16 protein-coding genes are annotated in these 16,003 nt (G+C 61.1%); 9 read left to right on the top strand and 7 right to left on the bottom strand.

Features of this window, described 5'->3' with window-relative positions; all coding sequences use genetic code 11:
• Positions 1 to 2: 2 nt before the first annotated feature.
• Positions 3 to 1,175 (bottom strand): glycosyltransferase, encoded by a 1,173-nt coding sequence (locus LB557_RS18285; RefSeq protein WP_224531246.1) that lies wholly within the window; start codon positions 1,173 to 1,175, stop codon positions 3 to 5.
• Positions 1,176 to 1,535: 360 nt separating this feature from the next.
• Between LB557_RS18285 and LB557_RS18280 the strand changes: the two genes are divergently transcribed.
• Together LB557_RS18280 and LB557_RS18275 are read left to right on the top strand one after the other, a co-directional pair.
• Positions 1,536 to 2,453, top strand: coding sequence for a hypothetical protein (locus LB557_RS18280; RefSeq protein ID WP_181166253.1), 918 nt, complete (start codon positions 1,536 to 1,538; stop codon positions 2,451 to 2,453).
• Positions 2,454 to 2,632: 179 nt separating this feature from the next.
• Positions 2,633 to 3,478 (top strand): manganese catalase family protein, encoded by an 846-nt coding sequence (locus tag LB557_RS18275; RefSeq protein WP_015316430.1) that lies wholly within the window; start codon positions 2,633 to 2,635, stop codon positions 3,476 to 3,478.
• Positions 3,479 to 3,544: 66 nt separating this feature from the next.
• Here the strand turns inward: LB557_RS18275 and LB557_RS18270 are convergent, their stop codons facing one another.
• A complete protein-coding gene (locus LB557_RS18270; RefSeq protein ID WP_224642005.1) occupies positions 3,545 to 5,128 on the bottom strand; it encodes a M20/M25/M40 family metallo-hydrolase in 1,584 nt (527 codons plus the stop codon).
• 400 nt (positions 5,129 to 5,528) lie between these two features.
• On the opposite strand from LB557_RS18270, the gene LB557_RS18265 reads away from it, so the two are divergent.
• Genes LB557_RS18265 through LB557_RS18255 form a run of 3 tightly spaced genes read left to right on the top strand, consistent with a single transcriptional unit; the run spans position 5,529 to position 7,365 of the window.
• A complete protein-coding gene (locus LB557_RS18265) occupies positions 5,529 to 6,140 on the top strand; it encodes a hypothetical protein (protein ID WP_224642004.1) in 612 nt (203 codons plus the stop codon).
• Entirely contained in the window at positions 6,137 to 6,529 is a 393-nt protein-coding gene (locus LB557_RS18260; RefSeq protein ID WP_015316434.1) for a phage holin family protein, read from the top strand. Before LB557_RS18265 ends, LB557_RS18260 begins: the two co-directional genes overlap by 4 nt.
• The gene (locus tag LB557_RS18255; protein WP_140790241.1) at positions 6,526 to 7,365 is read left to right on the top strand and encodes a DUF3618 domain-containing protein; all 840 of its coding nucleotides are present in this window, start codon (positions 6,526 to 6,528) and stop codon (positions 7,363 to 7,365) included. Before LB557_RS18260 ends, LB557_RS18255 begins: the two co-directional genes overlap by 4 nt.
• A 171-nt stretch (positions 7,366 to 7,536) precedes the next feature.
• Here LB557_RS18255 and LB557_RS18250 read toward each other — a convergent pair whose 3' ends face one another.
• The 4 genes from LB557_RS18250 to LB557_RS18235 form a co-directional block, all read right to left on the bottom strand.
• Positions 7,537 to 8,013, bottom strand: coding sequence for a GNAT family N-acetyltransferase (locus tag LB557_RS18250; protein WP_224586220.1), 477 nt, complete (start codon positions 8,011 to 8,013; stop codon positions 7,537 to 7,539).
• A 28-nt stretch (positions 8,014 to 8,041) separates the two neighbouring features.
• Complete coding sequence (locus LB557_RS18245) at positions 8,042 to 8,716, bottom strand: LysE family translocator (protein WP_140715602.1); 675 nt, start codon at positions 8,714 to 8,716, stop codon at positions 8,042 to 8,044.
• Positions 8,717 to 8,957: 241 nt separating this feature from the next.
• Positions 8,958 to 9,812, bottom strand: coding sequence for an alpha/beta fold hydrolase (locus tag LB557_RS18240; RefSeq protein ID WP_224642012.1), 855 nt, complete (start codon positions 9,810 to 9,812; stop codon positions 8,958 to 8,960).
• A complete protein-coding gene (locus tag LB557_RS18235) occupies positions 9,812 to 10,903 on the bottom strand; it encodes a flavodoxin family protein (RefSeq protein ID WP_140821157.1) in 1,092 nt (363 codons plus the stop codon). Before LB557_RS18235 ends, LB557_RS18240 begins: the two co-directional genes overlap by 1 nt.
• A 602-nt stretch (positions 10,904 to 11,505) precedes the next feature.
• Between LB557_RS18235 and LB557_RS18230 the strand changes: the two genes are divergently transcribed.
• From LB557_RS18230 to LB557_RS31865, 4 genes are all read left to right on the top strand, one after another.
• Positions 11,506 to 12,255 carry a Crp/Fnr family transcriptional regulator gene (locus LB557_RS18230; RefSeq protein ID WP_140660831.1) on the top strand — a complete coding sequence of 250 codons (750 nt, stop codon included), beginning with the start codon at positions 11,506 to 11,508 and terminating at the stop codon, positions 12,253 to 12,255.
• Between the two features lie 467 nt (positions 12,256 to 12,722).
• Complete coding sequence (locus tag LB557_RS18225) at positions 12,723 to 13,154, top strand: DUF2231 domain-containing protein (RefSeq protein ID WP_140715599.1); 432 nt, start codon at positions 12,723 to 12,725, stop codon at positions 13,152 to 13,154.
• Complete coding sequence (locus tag LB557_RS18220; RefSeq protein WP_224642003.1) at positions 13,151 to 14,497, top strand: PQQ-dependent sugar dehydrogenase; 1,347 nt, start codon at positions 13,151 to 13,153, stop codon at positions 14,495 to 14,497. Before LB557_RS18225 ends, LB557_RS18220 begins: the two co-directional genes overlap by 4 nt.
• A 149-nt stretch (positions 14,498 to 14,646) precedes the next feature.
• Positions 14,647 to 14,913: a DUF6894 family protein gene (locus LB557_RS31865; RefSeq protein WP_411970559.1), complete on the top strand. Its 267-nt coding sequence runs from the start codon at positions 14,647 to 14,649 to the stop codon at positions 14,911 to 14,913.
• 237 nt (positions 14,914 to 15,150) lie between these two features.
• On the opposite strand, the gene LB557_RS18215 is transcribed toward LB557_RS31865, so the two are convergent.
• Complete coding sequence (locus tag LB557_RS18215; protein ID WP_140790257.1) at positions 15,151 to 15,870, bottom strand: Crp/Fnr family transcriptional regulator; 720 nt, start codon at positions 15,868 to 15,870, stop codon at positions 15,151 to 15,153.
• Between the last annotated feature and the right edge of the window lie 133 nt (positions 15,871 to 16,003).

Genomic DNA, 16,003 nt, shown 5'->3' with positions numbered 1-16,003 from the left:
GGCTAAGCGCTCCTGCGAAGAGGGACGATTTTCTTGCGTTCATGGGCGCGCTCGATGTGAGCCGCCATGGCATTCCATGTTCGCTCCCAGGAGGTATCCGCAAGGTAGGCGTCGACTTGTTGCCGGAGCATCTGGCGCGGTCGCGAAAGAGCCGAGCGGAGCTTGGTTTCCAGATCGTCGCTGTCGGCGATTTCCACCAGCCCGGCAGCGCCGTAGCTGCGCACCACGTCCACGATCGCCGTCGAGACTACCGGCAGCCCCGCCGCGAGGAACTCCGGCGTCTTGGTCGGGCTGATGAAGCGGGTCGCTTCATTGAGGGCGAACGGCATCCAGCCGGCATCCCAATGGCGCAGGTAGTCGGGCAGATCGCGGTAGGCTTTCCCGCCCAGCCAGTGAAGGTTCTCGGCGCGCGGCAGGCTTGTAGCGTCGATCTTGACCACCGGGCCGAGCATGACGAAATGCACGTCCGGCATGGTCTCCGCCGCCTGGGCTACGAGATCGACGTCCAGCCGCTCGTCGATGACGCCGAAATAACCGACCCTCGGGTGAGGAATGCCGGCCTGATCGGCCGGGTCTTTTCCCGGCTTCCTGGCCTGGTGAAAGTGGTTCACGTCGATGCTGCTCGGAAAGGGATAGATCGCGTGATGCAGGTGGCGCTTGGTCTCGAACAAGCTCAGGCCGCCGGTGAAAACGAGATCGGCGCGGTGCAGAAGCGCCTTTTCCATCTGCCTCAATTCAGGCGGCGCATTCTTGAACGCCGAGAGTTCGTCCATGCAATCATAGACACATATGTCAGGCTCAAGGTACTCCGTGAAGCGGAGAGCCATTGGCGTATAATACCAAGCGATCAGCCGGCTGTGCGGCATAGAAGCGATTGTCTGCTGAACAAATCTGCGCTGCGTCGCATCTGCTTTCGCGGCCGACGTGCCGACCGGGAGCACTGGTGTCACAATCAGAATGTTTGGCGAGGCCTCGCTCGTCCGCATTAGCGGCTGCGGCAGTTCTTCAAAGACAGGTTCTTCAAAGTAGACAACCCTCTGCTGCATGGATGCGAGTGTGAGGATATGCTGCGGGCGTTGATGAACGAAGTTCCACCTTAAATGAGAGAAGCAAACCAGTAGATTTTGCCTGCCAGCCTGTTTACTGACGGTGACCCTGCCCAAGGCTGCTTCCATTGAGATATTCCTTTTATAGACGGTGGTTTATGTTGCGACTAACATTTGTTAATCGTGGATGAGGGGGAACTAGACTTCGGTTTCAGCTCCTAACTTTCGGGTAGGTGAGTTGTTCCAAGGTGAAACGGAGAGCCTCGGTCGCCGCTTCGGATTGGACGAATGCAAAGCGCCGGCTGCGCGGAGGCAGACTGGCTGTCTCAAATGGCGGGTCATCGAAACTGCCCGCGACCAAGTTTGCTGGTGGAGAACCGCCTTCGCCGTATTTGCGTTGAACTTGCTGGCTATAAAATGTGCCGGACATCAACTTGATTCGCCCGCGGCTTGGGCGGGTCCGGGGCAAGGGCAAATTCCGGGGCTAAGATGAAGATCGACTTCGATACCAACGTGTTTCCGCTGTTCCATCCGCAAAGCGTGGATGATCTCAAGGACCCATGCCCCGTCTTCGATGGCAGGCTGTGGCATGTGTTCGGCTCAAGCGGGACGGTGACGACCGAGACGTGGAGGATCCTGCACGCCACGGCCCCCGACCTCTATGGGCCTTGGACCGAGCACGAAGCGATCGAGCTTCCCATCAACGGGACCGGGGTCGCGGCTCCGGGCGTCATCCACGAAAGTGGCGTCTTCCATATGTTCATCCAGACCGAGTTCATGAAATCCGGGGGCCGCTGCGAGCATGCGGTTTCCAACGACGGCTTCCATTGGGTGGTTCTCAGCCCGGCCATTCTCGCCATCCCCGACACGGAAGAGGATGGCATCTACGATCCGCATCCGGCCGTCATTGGTGGCAAGCGCTATCTCGTTTACTCTGCCATGCCGAAATTCAACAGGGTGCCGCAGCCCGACATCTATCTCGCACGCAGCCAGTCCGACTCGTGGTTCGGGCCGTGGAAGCGGATCGGCAAGATCCTCGATCACGCTGATGTCCCTCATCACAATACGAGAGAGGACCCCGACTATGAATGGGGCATAGAAGGTGCCCAACTGGTCGAGTTGCCGGATGGCCGCGTGCTTCTGAACGCCACTTGCTTTCTTCCAAATGGCCTTCGTGGGAATCGCCAGCGCGTGTTTTTTGCCATCGCTGACGAGGTTGCCGGACCTTACGTGTCCATAGGCCCGGTACTCGAACCAGGCCAGCCGGGCGAGAACGGTCATTCAACGGTGATGATCGAAGGCAGCCAGCTTTCCCTGTTTTACCAAAGCCGGGTTGCCGCGACCGACCACCGGTGGCGCTACGGCTTGGCCCGATGTGACGTGGCTCTGTTTTCCAAGGTTGCATGATCCTGGTCTGCCGGCCGGCACGACTGCGTTCGACCGGCCGGAGCGGCTGTCGTCGTCGTGCAATTGAGTTCCGTTGACACGAGGCGATCCGTTGCCAGTTCTTTCCAAATTAAACGCCTACCCGGGCGGAACAATGCTTCCGGGCTGAGGTTCGGCTGACTTCAAACGGAGAGTCAGCCATGTATTACACCGACAAGAAATTGCAGTTCCCGGTTCGAGTCGAGACGCCGAACCCAATCTTTGCTCGCGCCTTACAGCAGGCCATAGGCGGAGTGGAAGGCGAAATCCGTGTCGCCTTGCAATATTTCTTTCAAGCGTGGGGGTGCCGTGGACCGGCCAAGTACCGCGACCTGCTGTTGAACACAGCCACCGAGGAGCTCGCCCATATCGAGATGCTGGCGACCGCGGTCGCGCTCAATCTCGAAGGGGCACCGCTTTCATTGCAGGAGGACGTGTCGTCCGATGCGGTCGGCGGCTCTGTCCTCAACGGGATGAATTTCCGTCATATCTTGTCGACTGGGCTCGCCGCCCTGCCGGAAAACTCCAACGGTGTTCCCTTCAATGCTTCGCATGTTTATGCCAGCGGCAATCTTGCCGCCGATATGGTCGCCAACGTAACCGCGGAAGGAAGCGGACGCGTGCTTGCGACCCGCCTCTACAACATGACCAACGATGCCGGAATGAAGGACATGCTGTCATTCCTCATTGCGCGCGACACCATGCATCAGCAGCAGTGGCTGGCGGCGATCGAGGACATGGGGGGCCTGACTGCGTCTCTGCCGGTGCCCAATTCCTTCCCGCAGGAGAAAGAGCGTCAGGACGTATCCTATGCCTTCATCAACTGTTTCATCGAAGGTGTAGCACCGGCGCAGGGACGCTGGAGCGAAGGCCCGTCGATGGACGGCAAGGGCGAGTTCTCCCTGGTGCCCGGCGCACCGATGGGCGAGGAGCCAATGCTTTCGCCGCCACGGCCAAGCTCTGGCGCGCAGAGCGAGCAGATGTTCGACAGGAAGGCAGCCGAATAGTCATAGTCGCAGGCCGAAGGCGGCGGCCAAATGGGGGCCGCTTCCGCTTTGTGCCGTTCGTACTTGTCAGGTCGCGTCGGGCCGAAGGATCCTGGCGCAGACATCGCGAATGAGCTGCGGCAGGACGTCGAACGCATAGCCGACATGCAATCGTTCGAGCGGCGTGTGATAATCGCGTCCCCACGGACCGATGTTGATTGTCGGTATGTTGGCCAGGGCTCGCGTGAGGGGCCAGCGCACGCTGTCTTTCCAGGCTGGTGTGTTGCGGGCGACGACGTCGAGGGAGGACTCGGCCGGTTCGCCAAAGAAGCTCATGTCCGAAATCCCGGCGAAATAGTCCGCGCAGGTGACCACGCTGCCATAGCGAGCCGCTGCCTCGTCGGCCACCTCGACGGCAGCGGCTCGCAGCCTGGCGGCTGCCGGCTGCGCGGAAAGGTTCGTCGGCAGATAGGGAATGGATCCGAAGCCCGTCACGATGGCTGGTCCGGCCAAGCGGCTGAGTTCCCAGGCCTGCTCGGTTATCAATCGGCACTTCTCGGGCAGGGGCTGGTCGCCGGCGGCGATCGAAGCGGAAACAGCTTCGAGCCGCATCCGCTCCGGTTCTTCGAGACGCGCCAGCAGAGTCTCATACCGATGGACCGGGATCGATTGCACCATCTCCAGCAGACCTGTTTCGTGCTGAGCGGAGACGCGCCGCCGGAGCTCCTGTAAACGACGCGAGGCCGCTTCGGCGCATAGGCTGTCGAACCGGTCGAGCACCTCACTGGGCGCCCGGCGATAACTCAGCACATTGAAAGTGGCATGGGCGGTCCGCGGTGTCGTGACATCATACCCCGTCTTTCCGTCCCGAATCCCGAGCAGGCTGGGCGGGGTGCCGGGTTCGGTGCCGCACATGTCGGTGAGCTCGGGCGCCCATTCGATCCGCGCGGCGATTGCCGCGGCGATCGCGCCGGCATTGAGGCCATTCAAGGGAAAGCCGCTATGTGTGGGAACACCAACCACGCAGGCGGCCGGAAGCAGCTTGCCGACGGTTCCCAGAGCGATGACGCGACCCTTGCTGCCGTCGCCATCATCCGCGATCGCATCGAGATTGATCACCGCGAGCAAATCGAGGTCGCGCTCTTTACAGAGTCCAGGCAGCATCTGCGCCGCCTTGCGGGCGCCGGCGGAATTGTTCTCCTCGTCCGGCACTGCGATAAAAAGCAGATTTCCAGCCGGCTTTGCGCTTTCGGCAAATTCGGCGCATACGGCCAGCCCGGCTGCAAGGCCCGCCTTCATGTCGAGAAGACCGCGTCCGGCAAGGAACTCCCCGCCCGCGAAATCATGGTGGGCCAGAATGGCGGCTGGAGCGTTCGCGGCGACGAGGGAACCGTGCAACGCCTTTGTCAACGCGTCGGGCCGAGTGGCCAGAGGCTCCAACTGTCCGTAGTCGCTTGTCCCGACGGTGTCGTAGTGACCGGTCAAGAGCACGGTCGAGCGACCAGTGCCGCGCAGGAGCATCGCCACGCAGTGACGGCCGTCCTGGGGTCCGACCTCGATCGTCCAGACCTCCGCGTTCTGAAATGCCGTCTCCTTTCGGAGTTCCGCCGCCAACCAAGGGCCGAAGGCAGCCTCGCCGTCCGTGCCGGTGATGCTCTTCTGCTCGGTCAACCCGATTGCCCAGCGCCGCGCGCGACTGGACAGCGTCTCGATAGGGTTGCGGGTCATTGCGGTCCTGCCATTCGGGTGGGAACGGTGGACCCTATCCTGGTCAAGCGATTTCTCTCAAGCGTACTTCGGCCCTGGCTTAGTGGAATTAGAAGGCATTCGTGCTCGGAGGGGAACTCTCGGGCCGGGCAGCTCGTCTCGATCGCGGACTGGCGGCGCTTCCGACCAGTTCTTCCTGCATTGCTCTTGGATCGCAAAAAGCTCTTCGCCGACGGAACATCGCAGGGTCCATGAAGTTGGGCTGCCAAGGAGGAACGTGCCATGAACGGTGTCATCTATCTTATCGGCCTCGTCGTTGTCGTGCTCGCGGTCCTCTCCTTCCTCGGTTTTCACTAGGTGACCCATGCAACGTAATGACGGCCAGGGCCGTAAATCCACCGATTTCGACAAGGCGACAAGCGACGTTTCCGATAGGCTTGGCCGGGAAAAAGAGCGCGCGAGCGAGTTGCTTCACGATGCTCGCGACGGACTGACCCGCAAGGCTGGCGACTACGCGACAGAAGCCACGCAGGTTATTTCGGACAAGGCGGAGGAGACGCAGCGCGACATCGGATCAAGCTTGGCGGCGTTGGGCGGCGCGTTACGCGCGGCCAGCGAGCATCTGGCCAACAATGATGAAAGGACCGCGTCGAAATTTGCCCTGGACGCCGCTGGCGGGCTGGAGCGGCTTTCCTCCTCGTTGAAACAAAAGCCGTTCGGCCAGGTGCTTGAGGATGTGCAGTCTTTCGGCCGGCAAAACCCCGGTGTCCTGCTTGCCGGGTCTGTACTGGCCGGATTGGCGCTGGGTCGGTTCATCAAGGCTTCCCCGCCCAGAAGCCCCGAAGCATCTCGAAGTGCCTCGCGTGGTGCCAATTCGCAGACCGGCGAAGCTGCTGGTTGGTCGGCCGATGGGGCGCAAGGATTCGGCGGCGGTGTTGACGATCTGGCCACGCAGTATGGGGAGCAAGACAGATGAACACTCAAGATAATCCCAGCCTCGCGACCCTGGTGACCGACTTGGCGCAAAACGTCACCACGCTGGTGCAAACCGAAGCCAGGCTGCTGCGGGCGGAGCTCTCTGAAAAGTTTACCAAGACGGGAGCTGGCGCCGCCGAGGTGCTGGGCGGGGCCATCTGCCTGCTCGCGGCTCTGCTCGTGCTGCTTCAGGCACTGGTCATCGCATTGACGCGGGCAGGGCTGGGGGCCGGGTGGTCCTCCCTGTTGGTCGGCGTGGTGGTGGCAATTCTTGGCGTCATTCTGCTGCGCACCGGCATGGCAAGCATGGCGCCTTCCGAACTTACTCCCGACCGAACCCAGGAACAGCTCAGGCGCGACGCGACTGTGATCAAGGAACAAGTGAGATGACCGAGAAATCCGCAGCCGAACTCGAACGCGAGGCCGAGGCCGCGCGCGCCAGGGTGGTGGAGACCGCCGAATCCATTCGAGGCAAAATGACACCGGGACAATTGCTGGACGAATTCACCGGCATCTTCTCTGGAGGAGAGAGTTCGGCAATGCTCAACAACCTGAGAACGCAGGTCAGGGACAATCCCTTGCCCGTGACCATGGTGGGCGCCGGTCTGGCTTGGCTGATGCTGGGCAGCGGTCCGTCGAACGGCAGCCGTCGCCCGGCCGGCTATACGGCGCCAACCCCGCCCTGCGGGGGTGACGAGGCGGAGGGCGGCGGCCTGGGCAGCACGCTCTCCGGAACCGCTGAATCGCTCACGTCGGCCGCAAGCAGCGCTGGCGCAGCCATATCGGGCGCAGCAAGCGGCGTCGCCGAAGGGCTGACGAGCAACGCCGCCAGCGCAGGATCGACGGCTGGCGCCATGGCTGCGAAAGCCAGCCGCTCGGCACAGGAGCTGTTGAACGATCAGCCCCTCGCCGTTGCGGCGGTCGGTCTCGCCATCGGCGCCGCGATAGGCGCCATGCTGCCCCATACCGCAATGGAGGATGAGCAGCTGGGCGGCTATGGCGAGAAGCTTCGCAACACCTCGGAGACCATGCTCGAGCAAGGCCTCGATCAGGCCAAGCAGGTTGCCGCGGACGCCTATGAGACAATCAAGCAGCAAGCTGGACGGCAGGACACGCAAGCAGGCACGGTGGCCGACCAGATTGGTGAAATCGTCAAGTCCGCCGCCGACACGACGGAGCAGTCCCTACGGGAACGGATCTCTCCCCCGTCGGAACAAAAATCCTAGCCGAGGATGCTGGAGCCGCCGTAACGATGTGCGCGATTCTTGCAGGGCAAGGCGGGAGCTTCAACCCGATTGGCAGTGGGGGCTCCGCCACTTCAGCAACCACGATCGGGCGCTTCGAATGAAGCGCCGCCTTCGATACAACAGCTCGCCAAAGGGTTGTCGCGCCAATTTTCAGAGCTCTTTTCGCAGGAAGACGCGCGCCGCGCCAGGAATGCCAAATTCAACCCTGCCAAATTCCTCGTATCCGTGGCGAACATAGAAGCCAGGTGCTTGGAAGCTGCTGGTCTCGACCACGGCGCGCGCGCAGCCACGCTTTCTTGCCTCTGTTTCAACGGCTGACAGGAGCCGGCTGCCATACGACTTTCCTCGTACATCCTCAGCCACGAAAAACATGTCCAGGAACAACAGTCCAAGCTCAGTCCTGCCCCACAAACCCCCAACGACCTTTCCCGAGGCATCCCGCACTATGGCGCCGATCGGCATTCGATCCGCGACGCCGGACTTGGCCACATTGTAGCGATAGAGCGCAGCGCCCGCTTCTGCCTTGGCATCCCCGCCGGTTTCAACCAACTCGATCAGGAGATCCGGCTTCCGTGCTGCGCGGCTCGCTGAACATGCCCAGCCTGAAACCTGCTTCGATCTTGTCATGGTTGGATCTGCGGAGGAGACTTTCGCTTCACTTGCCGGCCCCGCCGCCCACCACCATTCGAATGCCAAGGCCGACAATGAAGCAGCCCGCTATCCGTTGTTGCCAAAGTCTCACGCGGGGTCGACGCATGACCCATTCGCCGAGCACACCAGAAGCAACCGCATAGGTCCCCAGGACCAAGACGCCAGTCAGTTTCTGGGTCGCGCCGAGCATCAGCATCTGGAACCAGACAGAGCCACGGTTCGGATCGACGAACTGAGGCAGGAAAGCGATCATGAAAGTCATGGGCCAAGGATTGATGAGGTTGGCTATCATACCTTCCCGTATCGCGGCGAGCGGCCCGACGCGCTTGACGCAATCGAGATCCAGATCGCTTTTCGTGTCCGAGAGCAAACTTATGCCCAACCAGACAAGATAGGCTGCTCCAGCCCAACGGAGCGCGTCAAATGCCAATGGCGATGCACGCAAGAGCGAGGAGACACCCAGGGCGATCAGCGGCAGTTGCACCATGCCTGCGCCCAATGTCATTCCCACGACCGTGAACAACGCCACGCCACGGCCTTGCCCGATGCCACGTGCCATGACCAGCATGCTGTCGGGCCCAGGCGGCATCTGCAACAGGATCACGGTGCCGAGAAAGGCGAACCACAGATTGGGATCGATCTTACACCTCCTTGGCCCAAGCCTATTTGGTGCGTTCAATGCTGGCCCCCTGTCCCGGCAAGCGGTAACATCCTTGCCTTGGGCGCGATCGCTCCTGGCGCCGTCTAGCCGGCCTTGTCAAACCGTATGGAGAGCCCCTGCTCGATGAGAACTCCGTCGCAAGGCGATATTTCCGGTCCGGAGCTTCCGGTATTCTCCTGGGCGTCACAATTTTCCAAAGCGAGATTTGTTCCCGGGGGAATGAACGCTGCGTGTCATCCCGCAAGACCAAACCAGCCGTTCAAGCAAGGAAGTCCAGAATCGCCTTTGCCAACAGCTCCGGAGCTTCTTCGGCGACATGGTGACCGCTGTCGATGCCCCGGCCTTGCAGGTGCCGGGCCCATGGGCGCCAGATCGCCAGCACATCACCATAGAGCCGTTCAAGATCGTCGCGCAGCGACCACAGGACAAGCGTTGGGCATTCGACCCGGAGCCCTCGGGCGCGATCCTCCGCATCGTGCCGGCGATCGATCGTGAGCCCGGCCCGGTAGTCTTCCAGCATGCCATGCACGACATGCGGACTGCTGATCGCCGCCTGATAGTCCTCGAAGTTTTCTCTGCCCATCGCCTCGGCCGATCCGCCATACCAGGCCTGCGGATCGACATTGATGGCGCGCTCCGGCTTGTCTGGCTGGGCAAAGAAGAACCAATGCCACCACTCTGTCGCAAAGCGGCTGTCGCAACGCTCCAGATGCTCAAGGACCGGAATGCCATCGATTTCGACAAGGTGCGAAATACTGGCAGGATGATCCATCGCCATCCTGAACGCGGTAAGGGCGCCACGGTCATGCCCGGCGACGGCGAAACGATCAAAACCAAGCCTGTGCATGAGAGCCACGCAAATGCCGGCCTTTGCCCGCTTTGAAGATCCCGCGCTTTCCCAGGCATCGGCCGGGACGGGCGATTGCCCGAACCCCGGCAGGTCCGGGCAAATGACGGTGTGATGTCTTGCCAGGATCGGCGCGACGCGATGCCATGTGGTGTGGGTTCGCGGGTGCCCATGCAGGAGCAACACTGGCGGGCCAGCCCCACCATGGCGCACGCGCAATGTCGCATCCGCAAGCTTGACGATCTCCAGGCTAAAGCCGTCGAACATCATTTTTGCCGAGGATCGGTCAGCGACTGTCCAGCGGCGACGAAAGTGCCCTCCTTCCGAGCGACCGCCGCGGCCAGAAGCGTACGCGCCGCGTTTCGGACTTCTTCCTGCAGGTCCATGTCGTCGTCGAGCTCGTTGTGGCTGGTAGCGTATGGCTTCCAATAACCGGTGTAGCGGTCGAGTTCGGCCTTCGGCCCTGCCGGGACCATTTCGATCGATTTCAGCCAATCCGATAAAGAGCGCCGGACGTTTTCGGCTCCCTCGGTATCGCCGTGCACGATTACCGAGAAGAGCCGGCCGGCAAGGTGCCGGGGATAGTCCCATCCCTCGAGTTCCAGCGCCTTCGCCTCCCGCGCCTCCTTGCCGTGCGTGGAACTAGGATCGGGATTGCCGCCATCGGCGCATACCAGACGGTCCATCATCAGCTTCAGCGGCGAGGTGGCCTGATACCAGTGGACAGGCGTTATGATCATCACCGCATGGGCGGCAACCCACATTGGATAGATCTCGTTCATCCAGTCCTGCGTCTGGCCGAGCGAATGATTTGGATAGCAGGAGCAAGGCCAGTGACAAAGCGCGGCAGCGGTGGAGAAGCAGGCCTTGCAAGGGTAGATTTTGCGGCCGTATTCGGCGGCCAGCCGGGACAAATCCAGGATCTCGACTTCCGCGCCGCCGGCCTTGAAGATCTTCCGGGCGATTTCGACAAAACGATAGGATTTGGACATCTCGCCGGGGCAGGTGTGCTCGCTGCGCGGCGATCCGTTCACGATCAGGACGCGGCGTCGTTTGCCCAGCTCGTTCATGCGCTTTGCGCGCTCGATTGCTTGTCTCGCCTCGAGCCAATCGACCGCCAGATCGTAATCGGGATCGGCGAAGCCATGTCCCGCCTTTCGGGTCCGCGGGCTCTTTCTGGAATCCCTGTAGGCTTGCCAGGCTACCTCCGTTATCCGCTCGATGTCGGCGGCCAGGGGCTCGAACGCCGGATCGTTGAACTGTTCGCCATAGCGACGCTTGAAAGCCTGTTCGTCGAGGCGGGGGCTGGGCATGCCCTTGCGCGGTTCTGGCGCGCCGCGCTTCAGCCAATCGAACATGGAGTTTCACCTCTGCATGGAAAGCGATCCAAGCTCAAACGCGGCAAACAGGCGCGGCGTTCCGAACGCGCATAGCCATGATCTGCAATGACTTTTGGGCGAGTACAAAACAAGGCGCGCCGGAATCACCCGAACCGGCGTGTTTCGAATTGATTCGCCAAGTTCGGTACGAAGGCGTACACAAAGAGGTCGTCAGCAGCACGATCCGGGCGTTGACGCTTGGGAGCGACCATCGCACTCCTGCCCCAGCGTGAGGCTAGGATGTCATGACGAAAGACCCTGAGCGCCCCGGTCTGGCGCCCGAAGCCGTTCGTACACTTGCCCGGGAATCGGGCGCTACGGAACAGCAGATACGTGACATAGTGTTGCTTGTAGGGTTCGACCGCTCTTCGATCCTCAGGGAAGCTCGTCTTCTGGCGAAGGATGGATAGTCGACAAAACTTGCGATTTGTCCACAGCAGCTATTGTCGGTTTCATACCGACGCGGCCGCCTGCCTAGTGCTGGCCGGGTGGGACAGTTTATGTTTTGCCACCGTCCCCTCGTTCGAGGGGCGCGGCCGGCCGAGAGATCCCAGTGCTCTTGCCCAAGTGGAGAGCGTCTCGTGGATCCCAAGATTCTGCAGGCCAAGAGCGAGTTGTTGCGCCGAATGAGCGTGGCCGATTTCGAGCGGCTGCGGCCGCATCTCGAAAGTGTTTTTCTGGAGTTGCGCTCGCCGTTGGAGATCGAAGGCCAAAAGATCGAAGCTGTCTATTTCCTGGAGAGTGGCATCGCATCGGTCGTCGCCAAGACTGCGGGAACGGCTGAATCGGAGGTGGGAATAATCGGCTTCGAAGGTATGACCGGTTCGGCGCTGATCATGGGCGACGATCTGGCAAGCTTCGATTGCTACATCCAGTCGACGAGCGAAGCGATACGGATGAGCGCCGCGCCGTTCGTCGAAGCCTTGGCAGAGAGCCCTACCTTGCGGCCCTTCCTGTTGCGCTACGTGCAGTATCTCCACGTCCAGACCAGCTACACGGCGTCGATCAACGCGCGGCACAGCCTGGAGGTCAGGCTGGCGAGATGGCTTCTGATGTGCAGCGACCGGACCGTTGGCGACAGGCTTATGATAACCCACGAATTCCTTTCCGTCATGCTGGGCGTCAGGCGCCCCGGGGTTACCGTGGGGCTTCAGACAATCGAGAGCCATGGCTACATCCGTGCCCGCCGCGGCGAAATCACGATCCGGGATCGGAAAGGTCTCGTGGCGCTGGCACGGGAATCTTACGGCCCTCCCGAACTGCAATACCGTCGGCTGGTCGGGGACCTCGGTTCAAAGAACCCTTCGAGGCAGGACCGCCCGCCCAGCTGACCGCCATCATGCCGGCATTGCTGGGCGAGGATCGCGGAAGTGGCCGACGCGACGATGCCGGTGACGGCACATTGCCTAAGCCCGCATCGGCCACTACGGCATGATTTGGGGATGCCGCCTGGTTAATCTAGTCATCTGCCAATGACTGACAATAAAGGGCCAAGGCTCGGTAAGAAACGTACGAAGCCGAACCTAATCTCACTGGCGGGAGGCGATACGGGCCCTGCTCATCTCCCACACGGAATGGAACTGGCGTCCCACCGCTTGCCCGGCAATGTTACTCGCGCTGCGGACATTGCGAACTTGAATTCCCGGAGCACACCGCGCTTCGCGCCATTCACCGGCGACAGCGATCGGCATTGGTCAGGGCAATCACAAGTCCTTGAACGCAAACAGTTCCCGGAACATCTCAACTTCAGGTTTGTTTGAAGCCCAGATGCCATCTGGAGCAGGGGCGGAGAAGATCCGTGGCCAATTCGCGATCGATACCGGTGGTCGTCGGCCGTCCGATCCATCGGACACCGATGGCGGTCGCCAATGCCTGTTTCATCGGCACGCTGCTGACCGACCTCACCTATTGGCGAACGGCGGAGATGATGTGGGCCGATTTTTCCGCATGGCTGCTGTTTGCCGGCCTCGTGATGGGCGCTCTTGCGGTGCTTGCGGCGCTTTTCGATCTCTTCACCCGTCGAATTCTCCGTACGCACGGAGCCTATCTGCTCGGCGGCCTGGTGGTGCTTGTGCTGTCGTTCTTCAACGCGCTGGTGCACAGCCGTGACGCCTGGACGTCGGTCGTGCCGACAGGGCTCATCCTCTCCGCGGCGGCCGTGATCGTCTTGGTTCTCGTGTGGTTGCTGGAATGGAGCACCGGCCGCACCCGCGTCGAGGTGCTCGAATGAACGCCCTGCGGGTTTCGAACACTCACATCCGGCGTGCCCTTGGGTTCGGTCTGTTGTGCGGATCGCTTTTGGCATTGCCCGCCTGCAGCAACGACGACCCGGACCCAAGCGGCCAGGTCGGGCCAAATCCGACACTGCCTGAACCAACGCAATATCTTGTTCCGCCCATGCATGTCGCTTCGGTCGTCGGCTGGAAGCAGGACGAGAAACCAACGGTCGCGAAGGGTTTGCAGATCCAGGCATTCGCCAAGGGATTGAAGCATCCACGCTCGCTCTACACCTTGCCGAACGGTGACGTTCTCGTGGTCGAGTCCGTGGCGCCGCCCGGCGCCGCGATCAAGCGTCCGAAGGACCTGATCATGGGCTGGATCGAGTCCATGGCGACGTCGGGCGGCGGCACCGAGGGAAGCAACCGCATCACGCTGTTGCGTGATACGAACGGCGACGGCGTGCCCGACGTGCAGGATGTCTTCCTCGATCATCTCAATTCGCCCTTCGGCGTAGCCCTGGTCGGCAACGATCTCTACGTCGCCAACACGGATGCGATCGTGCGTTATCCCTACACATCCGGCGAGACCAAGATCACCGCGCCAGGCACCGTGCTGACGCCGCTGCCCGGCGGCCCGATCGATCATCACTGGACCAAGTCTCTCGTCGCCAGTCCGGACGGATCGCTGCTTTATGTCGGCGTCGGCTCCAACAGCAACATCACCGAGAACGGCATCCAGGCGGAAAAGGATCGCGCCGCGATCTGGGAGGTCGACAGGGCGACAGGCCGTTCGCGCATTTTCGCAGGCGGGCTGCGCAACCCCAACGGTTTGAGCTGGGAGCCGCAGAGCGGAGCGCTGTGGGCCGTCATCAACGAGCGCGACGAACTCGGCCCCAATCTGGTTCCCGACTACATGACTTCGGTCAAGGACGGCGCGTTTTATGGCTGGCCCTACAGCTACTATGGCCAGCATGTCGATCTGCGGGTGATGCCGCGGCGGCCGGACCTGGTCGCCAAGGCCATCCCTCCGGACTATGCACTGAGTTCCCATGTCGCCCCCCTGGGCCTGGCATTTTACACCGGCACCAACCTGCCCGAATCCTATCGCAATGGCGCCTTTGTCGGCGAACATGGCAGTTGGAACCGCAAGCGATTCAACGGCTATAAGGTCGTTTTCATACCGTTCAATGGAGGTCATCCTGACGGTAAGCCTCAGGACGTCGTCACCGGTTTCCTTGACAATGACAACAAGGCACATGGGCGGCCAGTGGGCGTTGCCGTCGACAAGGCGGGCGCGCTGTTGATTGCGGACGATGTCGGAAACACGGTCTGGCGCGTGACCGCAGCTCGGTAGTTATCGGATTGTATGCGCAGGAAGCCCGGTAGTGAAACTGATCCTCACGCTGTTATCGGCGGCGTAACCTATACTGAGGATTCAAAGCATGCGTTACCCGGCACTCGCGATAAGTCGAGAGGAACAAAGGTCGCGCCGCCTTGTTACCGATGATGGCGCGCTATTATTTTGATCTAGTCGACAACGGAACCTCCTACCCGGACACTGAAGGAACCGAGCTTCCGAGCTTGGAGGCAGCTGAGGATGAGGCGGCAAAGGCGTTGCTCGAAATAGCAAAGGACCAGATGCCTGAAGGCAATTTCCGAGAGGTTGCCCTGCATGTCCGTGCTGGTGCTAGCAAACCCCTCGTTATGGTAAAGGTAACGTTCGAACTGGTGCGCAACGGATCTGATCGCGATGGACCCGTGGGAACCTGACTACTTCCTCAATGAAAGTGCGCGCCTATATCAACGGAGGGCGGCGGCACAGATTGCCGATCTTCGCTCGAATATTGAAGACACGCGGCGCGTAATCGAGGAATCGCGCAAGCTGCTGGACCGGCTTTTCGCCAAATCAGGCGCTATCCACCCGTAGGGAATGACAAGGCCCGCTCGTAACGCGGGCCGCTTGAGTTGTGGTGGAGCAATCCGCCTCATAACTGAGTTTAAGGCTGCTCATCTCGGTTCGTTGTTGATGCTCAGATAGGTAGGGTCGAACTCGGCAAGCCTGGCAAGCTGGTCCCAGTCCAGAATGGTGACCATATGGTTCGTCCAGGTGATTACCTTGATCTTCTTCAGGCCTCCGATCACCCGGTTCATGTGCACGACCGACAACCCAAGCACGTCGGCCATTTCAGTCTGTGACAACGGTAGATGGAAACTCATGCCGCTGGTGCGTTTCACCGCCTGCAGGCGTACGAACAGTTCGCAGATGAGATGGGCCAGATGCGAGGTCCTGGAGCGGCGGCCCATTGCCACGATCCATTCGCGATGTATGGCCCCATCGACCAGCGTATCGAGCCACAACAGCCGGGTCAGGTGAGGGGCCTGTTCCGTAATGGCTTTCAGCTTGTTGTGGTCCGCGTACATCACCCGGCAAGGCGACAGCGCGACGATACCGTGATCCATGGTCTTGAGCAAAAAGGCGTGGAGATCGACGAAGTCGCCGGGCACCTGCAAGGACGTGAACTGCCGGCCGCCGTCCTCGAGCACCTTGTAGCGTGCCGCCAGGCCATCCAGCAGCATGGTGCTATAGGTTGGCCGGGACCCCGCTTTGACCACATCTTGCCCCTTTTCGAACTCGCGTCCGAAAACAACCGTTTCGGCCAGCAAGACCTTCTCGACGTCCGACAGAGTGTCGTGCTGGCCGAGTTGCAGATAGAGGGACTCTAACATCATAGCCTCAAGGCGATCGGGGTTGAAACGCCGATCGCCAGATGTCCTGGACGCAAGGATAGCAGCCGGACCTTAGGCCTTCGGAAGATGGCGGACCCTATCATCGGCAGCCTGCGCGTATTCTGGCGCAAGC

The sequence above is a fragment of the Mesorhizobium sp. BR115XR7A genome (genome assembly GCF_020165315.1).
GTDB classification, from domain to species: Bacteria; Pseudomonadota; Alphaproteobacteria; order Rhizobiales; family Rhizobiaceae; genus Mesorhizobium; species Mesorhizobium australicum.
This window is presented reverse-complemented; position numbering and strand designations above follow the sequence as displayed.

Coding starts and splice junctions, on each gene's coding strand:
- LB557_RS18285 (WP_224531246.1), bottom strand. CDS start 1,175: ATGGAAGCAGCCTTGGGCAGGGTCACCGTCAGTAAACAGGCTGGCAGG.
- LB557_RS18280 (WP_181166253.1), top strand. CDS start 1,536: ATGAAGATCGACTTCGATACCAACGTGTTTCCGCTGTTCCATCCGCAA.
- LB557_RS18275 (WP_015316430.1), top strand. CDS start 2,633: ATGTATTACACCGACAAGAAATTGCAGTTCCCGGTTCGAGTCGAGACG.
- LB557_RS18265 (WP_224642004.1), top strand. CDS start 5,529: ATGCAACGTAATGACGGCCAGGGCCGTAAATCCACCGATTTCGACAAG.
- LB557_RS18260 (WP_015316434.1), top strand. CDS start 6,137: ATGAACACTCAAGATAATCCCAGCCTCGCGACCCTGGTGACCGACTTG.
- LB557_RS18255 (WP_140790241.1), top strand. CDS start 6,526: ATGACCGAGAAATCCGCAGCCGAACTCGAACGCGAGGCCGAGGCCGCG.
- LB557_RS18250 (WP_224586220.1), bottom strand. CDS start 8,013: ATGACAAGATCGAAGCAGGTTTCAGGCTGGGCATGTTCAGCGAGCCGC.
- LB557_RS18240 (WP_224642012.1), bottom strand. CDS start 9,812: ATGTTCGACGGCTTTAGCCTGGAGATCGTCAAGCTTGCGGATGCGACA.
- LB557_RS18235 (WP_140821157.1), bottom strand. CDS start 10,903: ATGTTCGATTGGCTGAAGCGCGGCGCGCCAGAACCGCGCAAGGGCATG.
- LB557_RS18220 (WP_224642003.1), top strand. CDS start 13,151: ATGAACGCCCTGCGGGTTTCGAACACTCACATCCGGCGTGCCCTTGGG.
- LB557_RS31865 (WP_411970559.1), top strand. CDS start 14,647: ATGATGGCGCGCTATTATTTTGATCTAGTCGACAACGGAACCTCCTAC.
- LB557_RS18215 (WP_140790257.1), bottom strand. CDS start 15,870: ATGTTAGAGTCCCTCTATCTGCAACTCGGCCAGCACGACACTCTGTCG.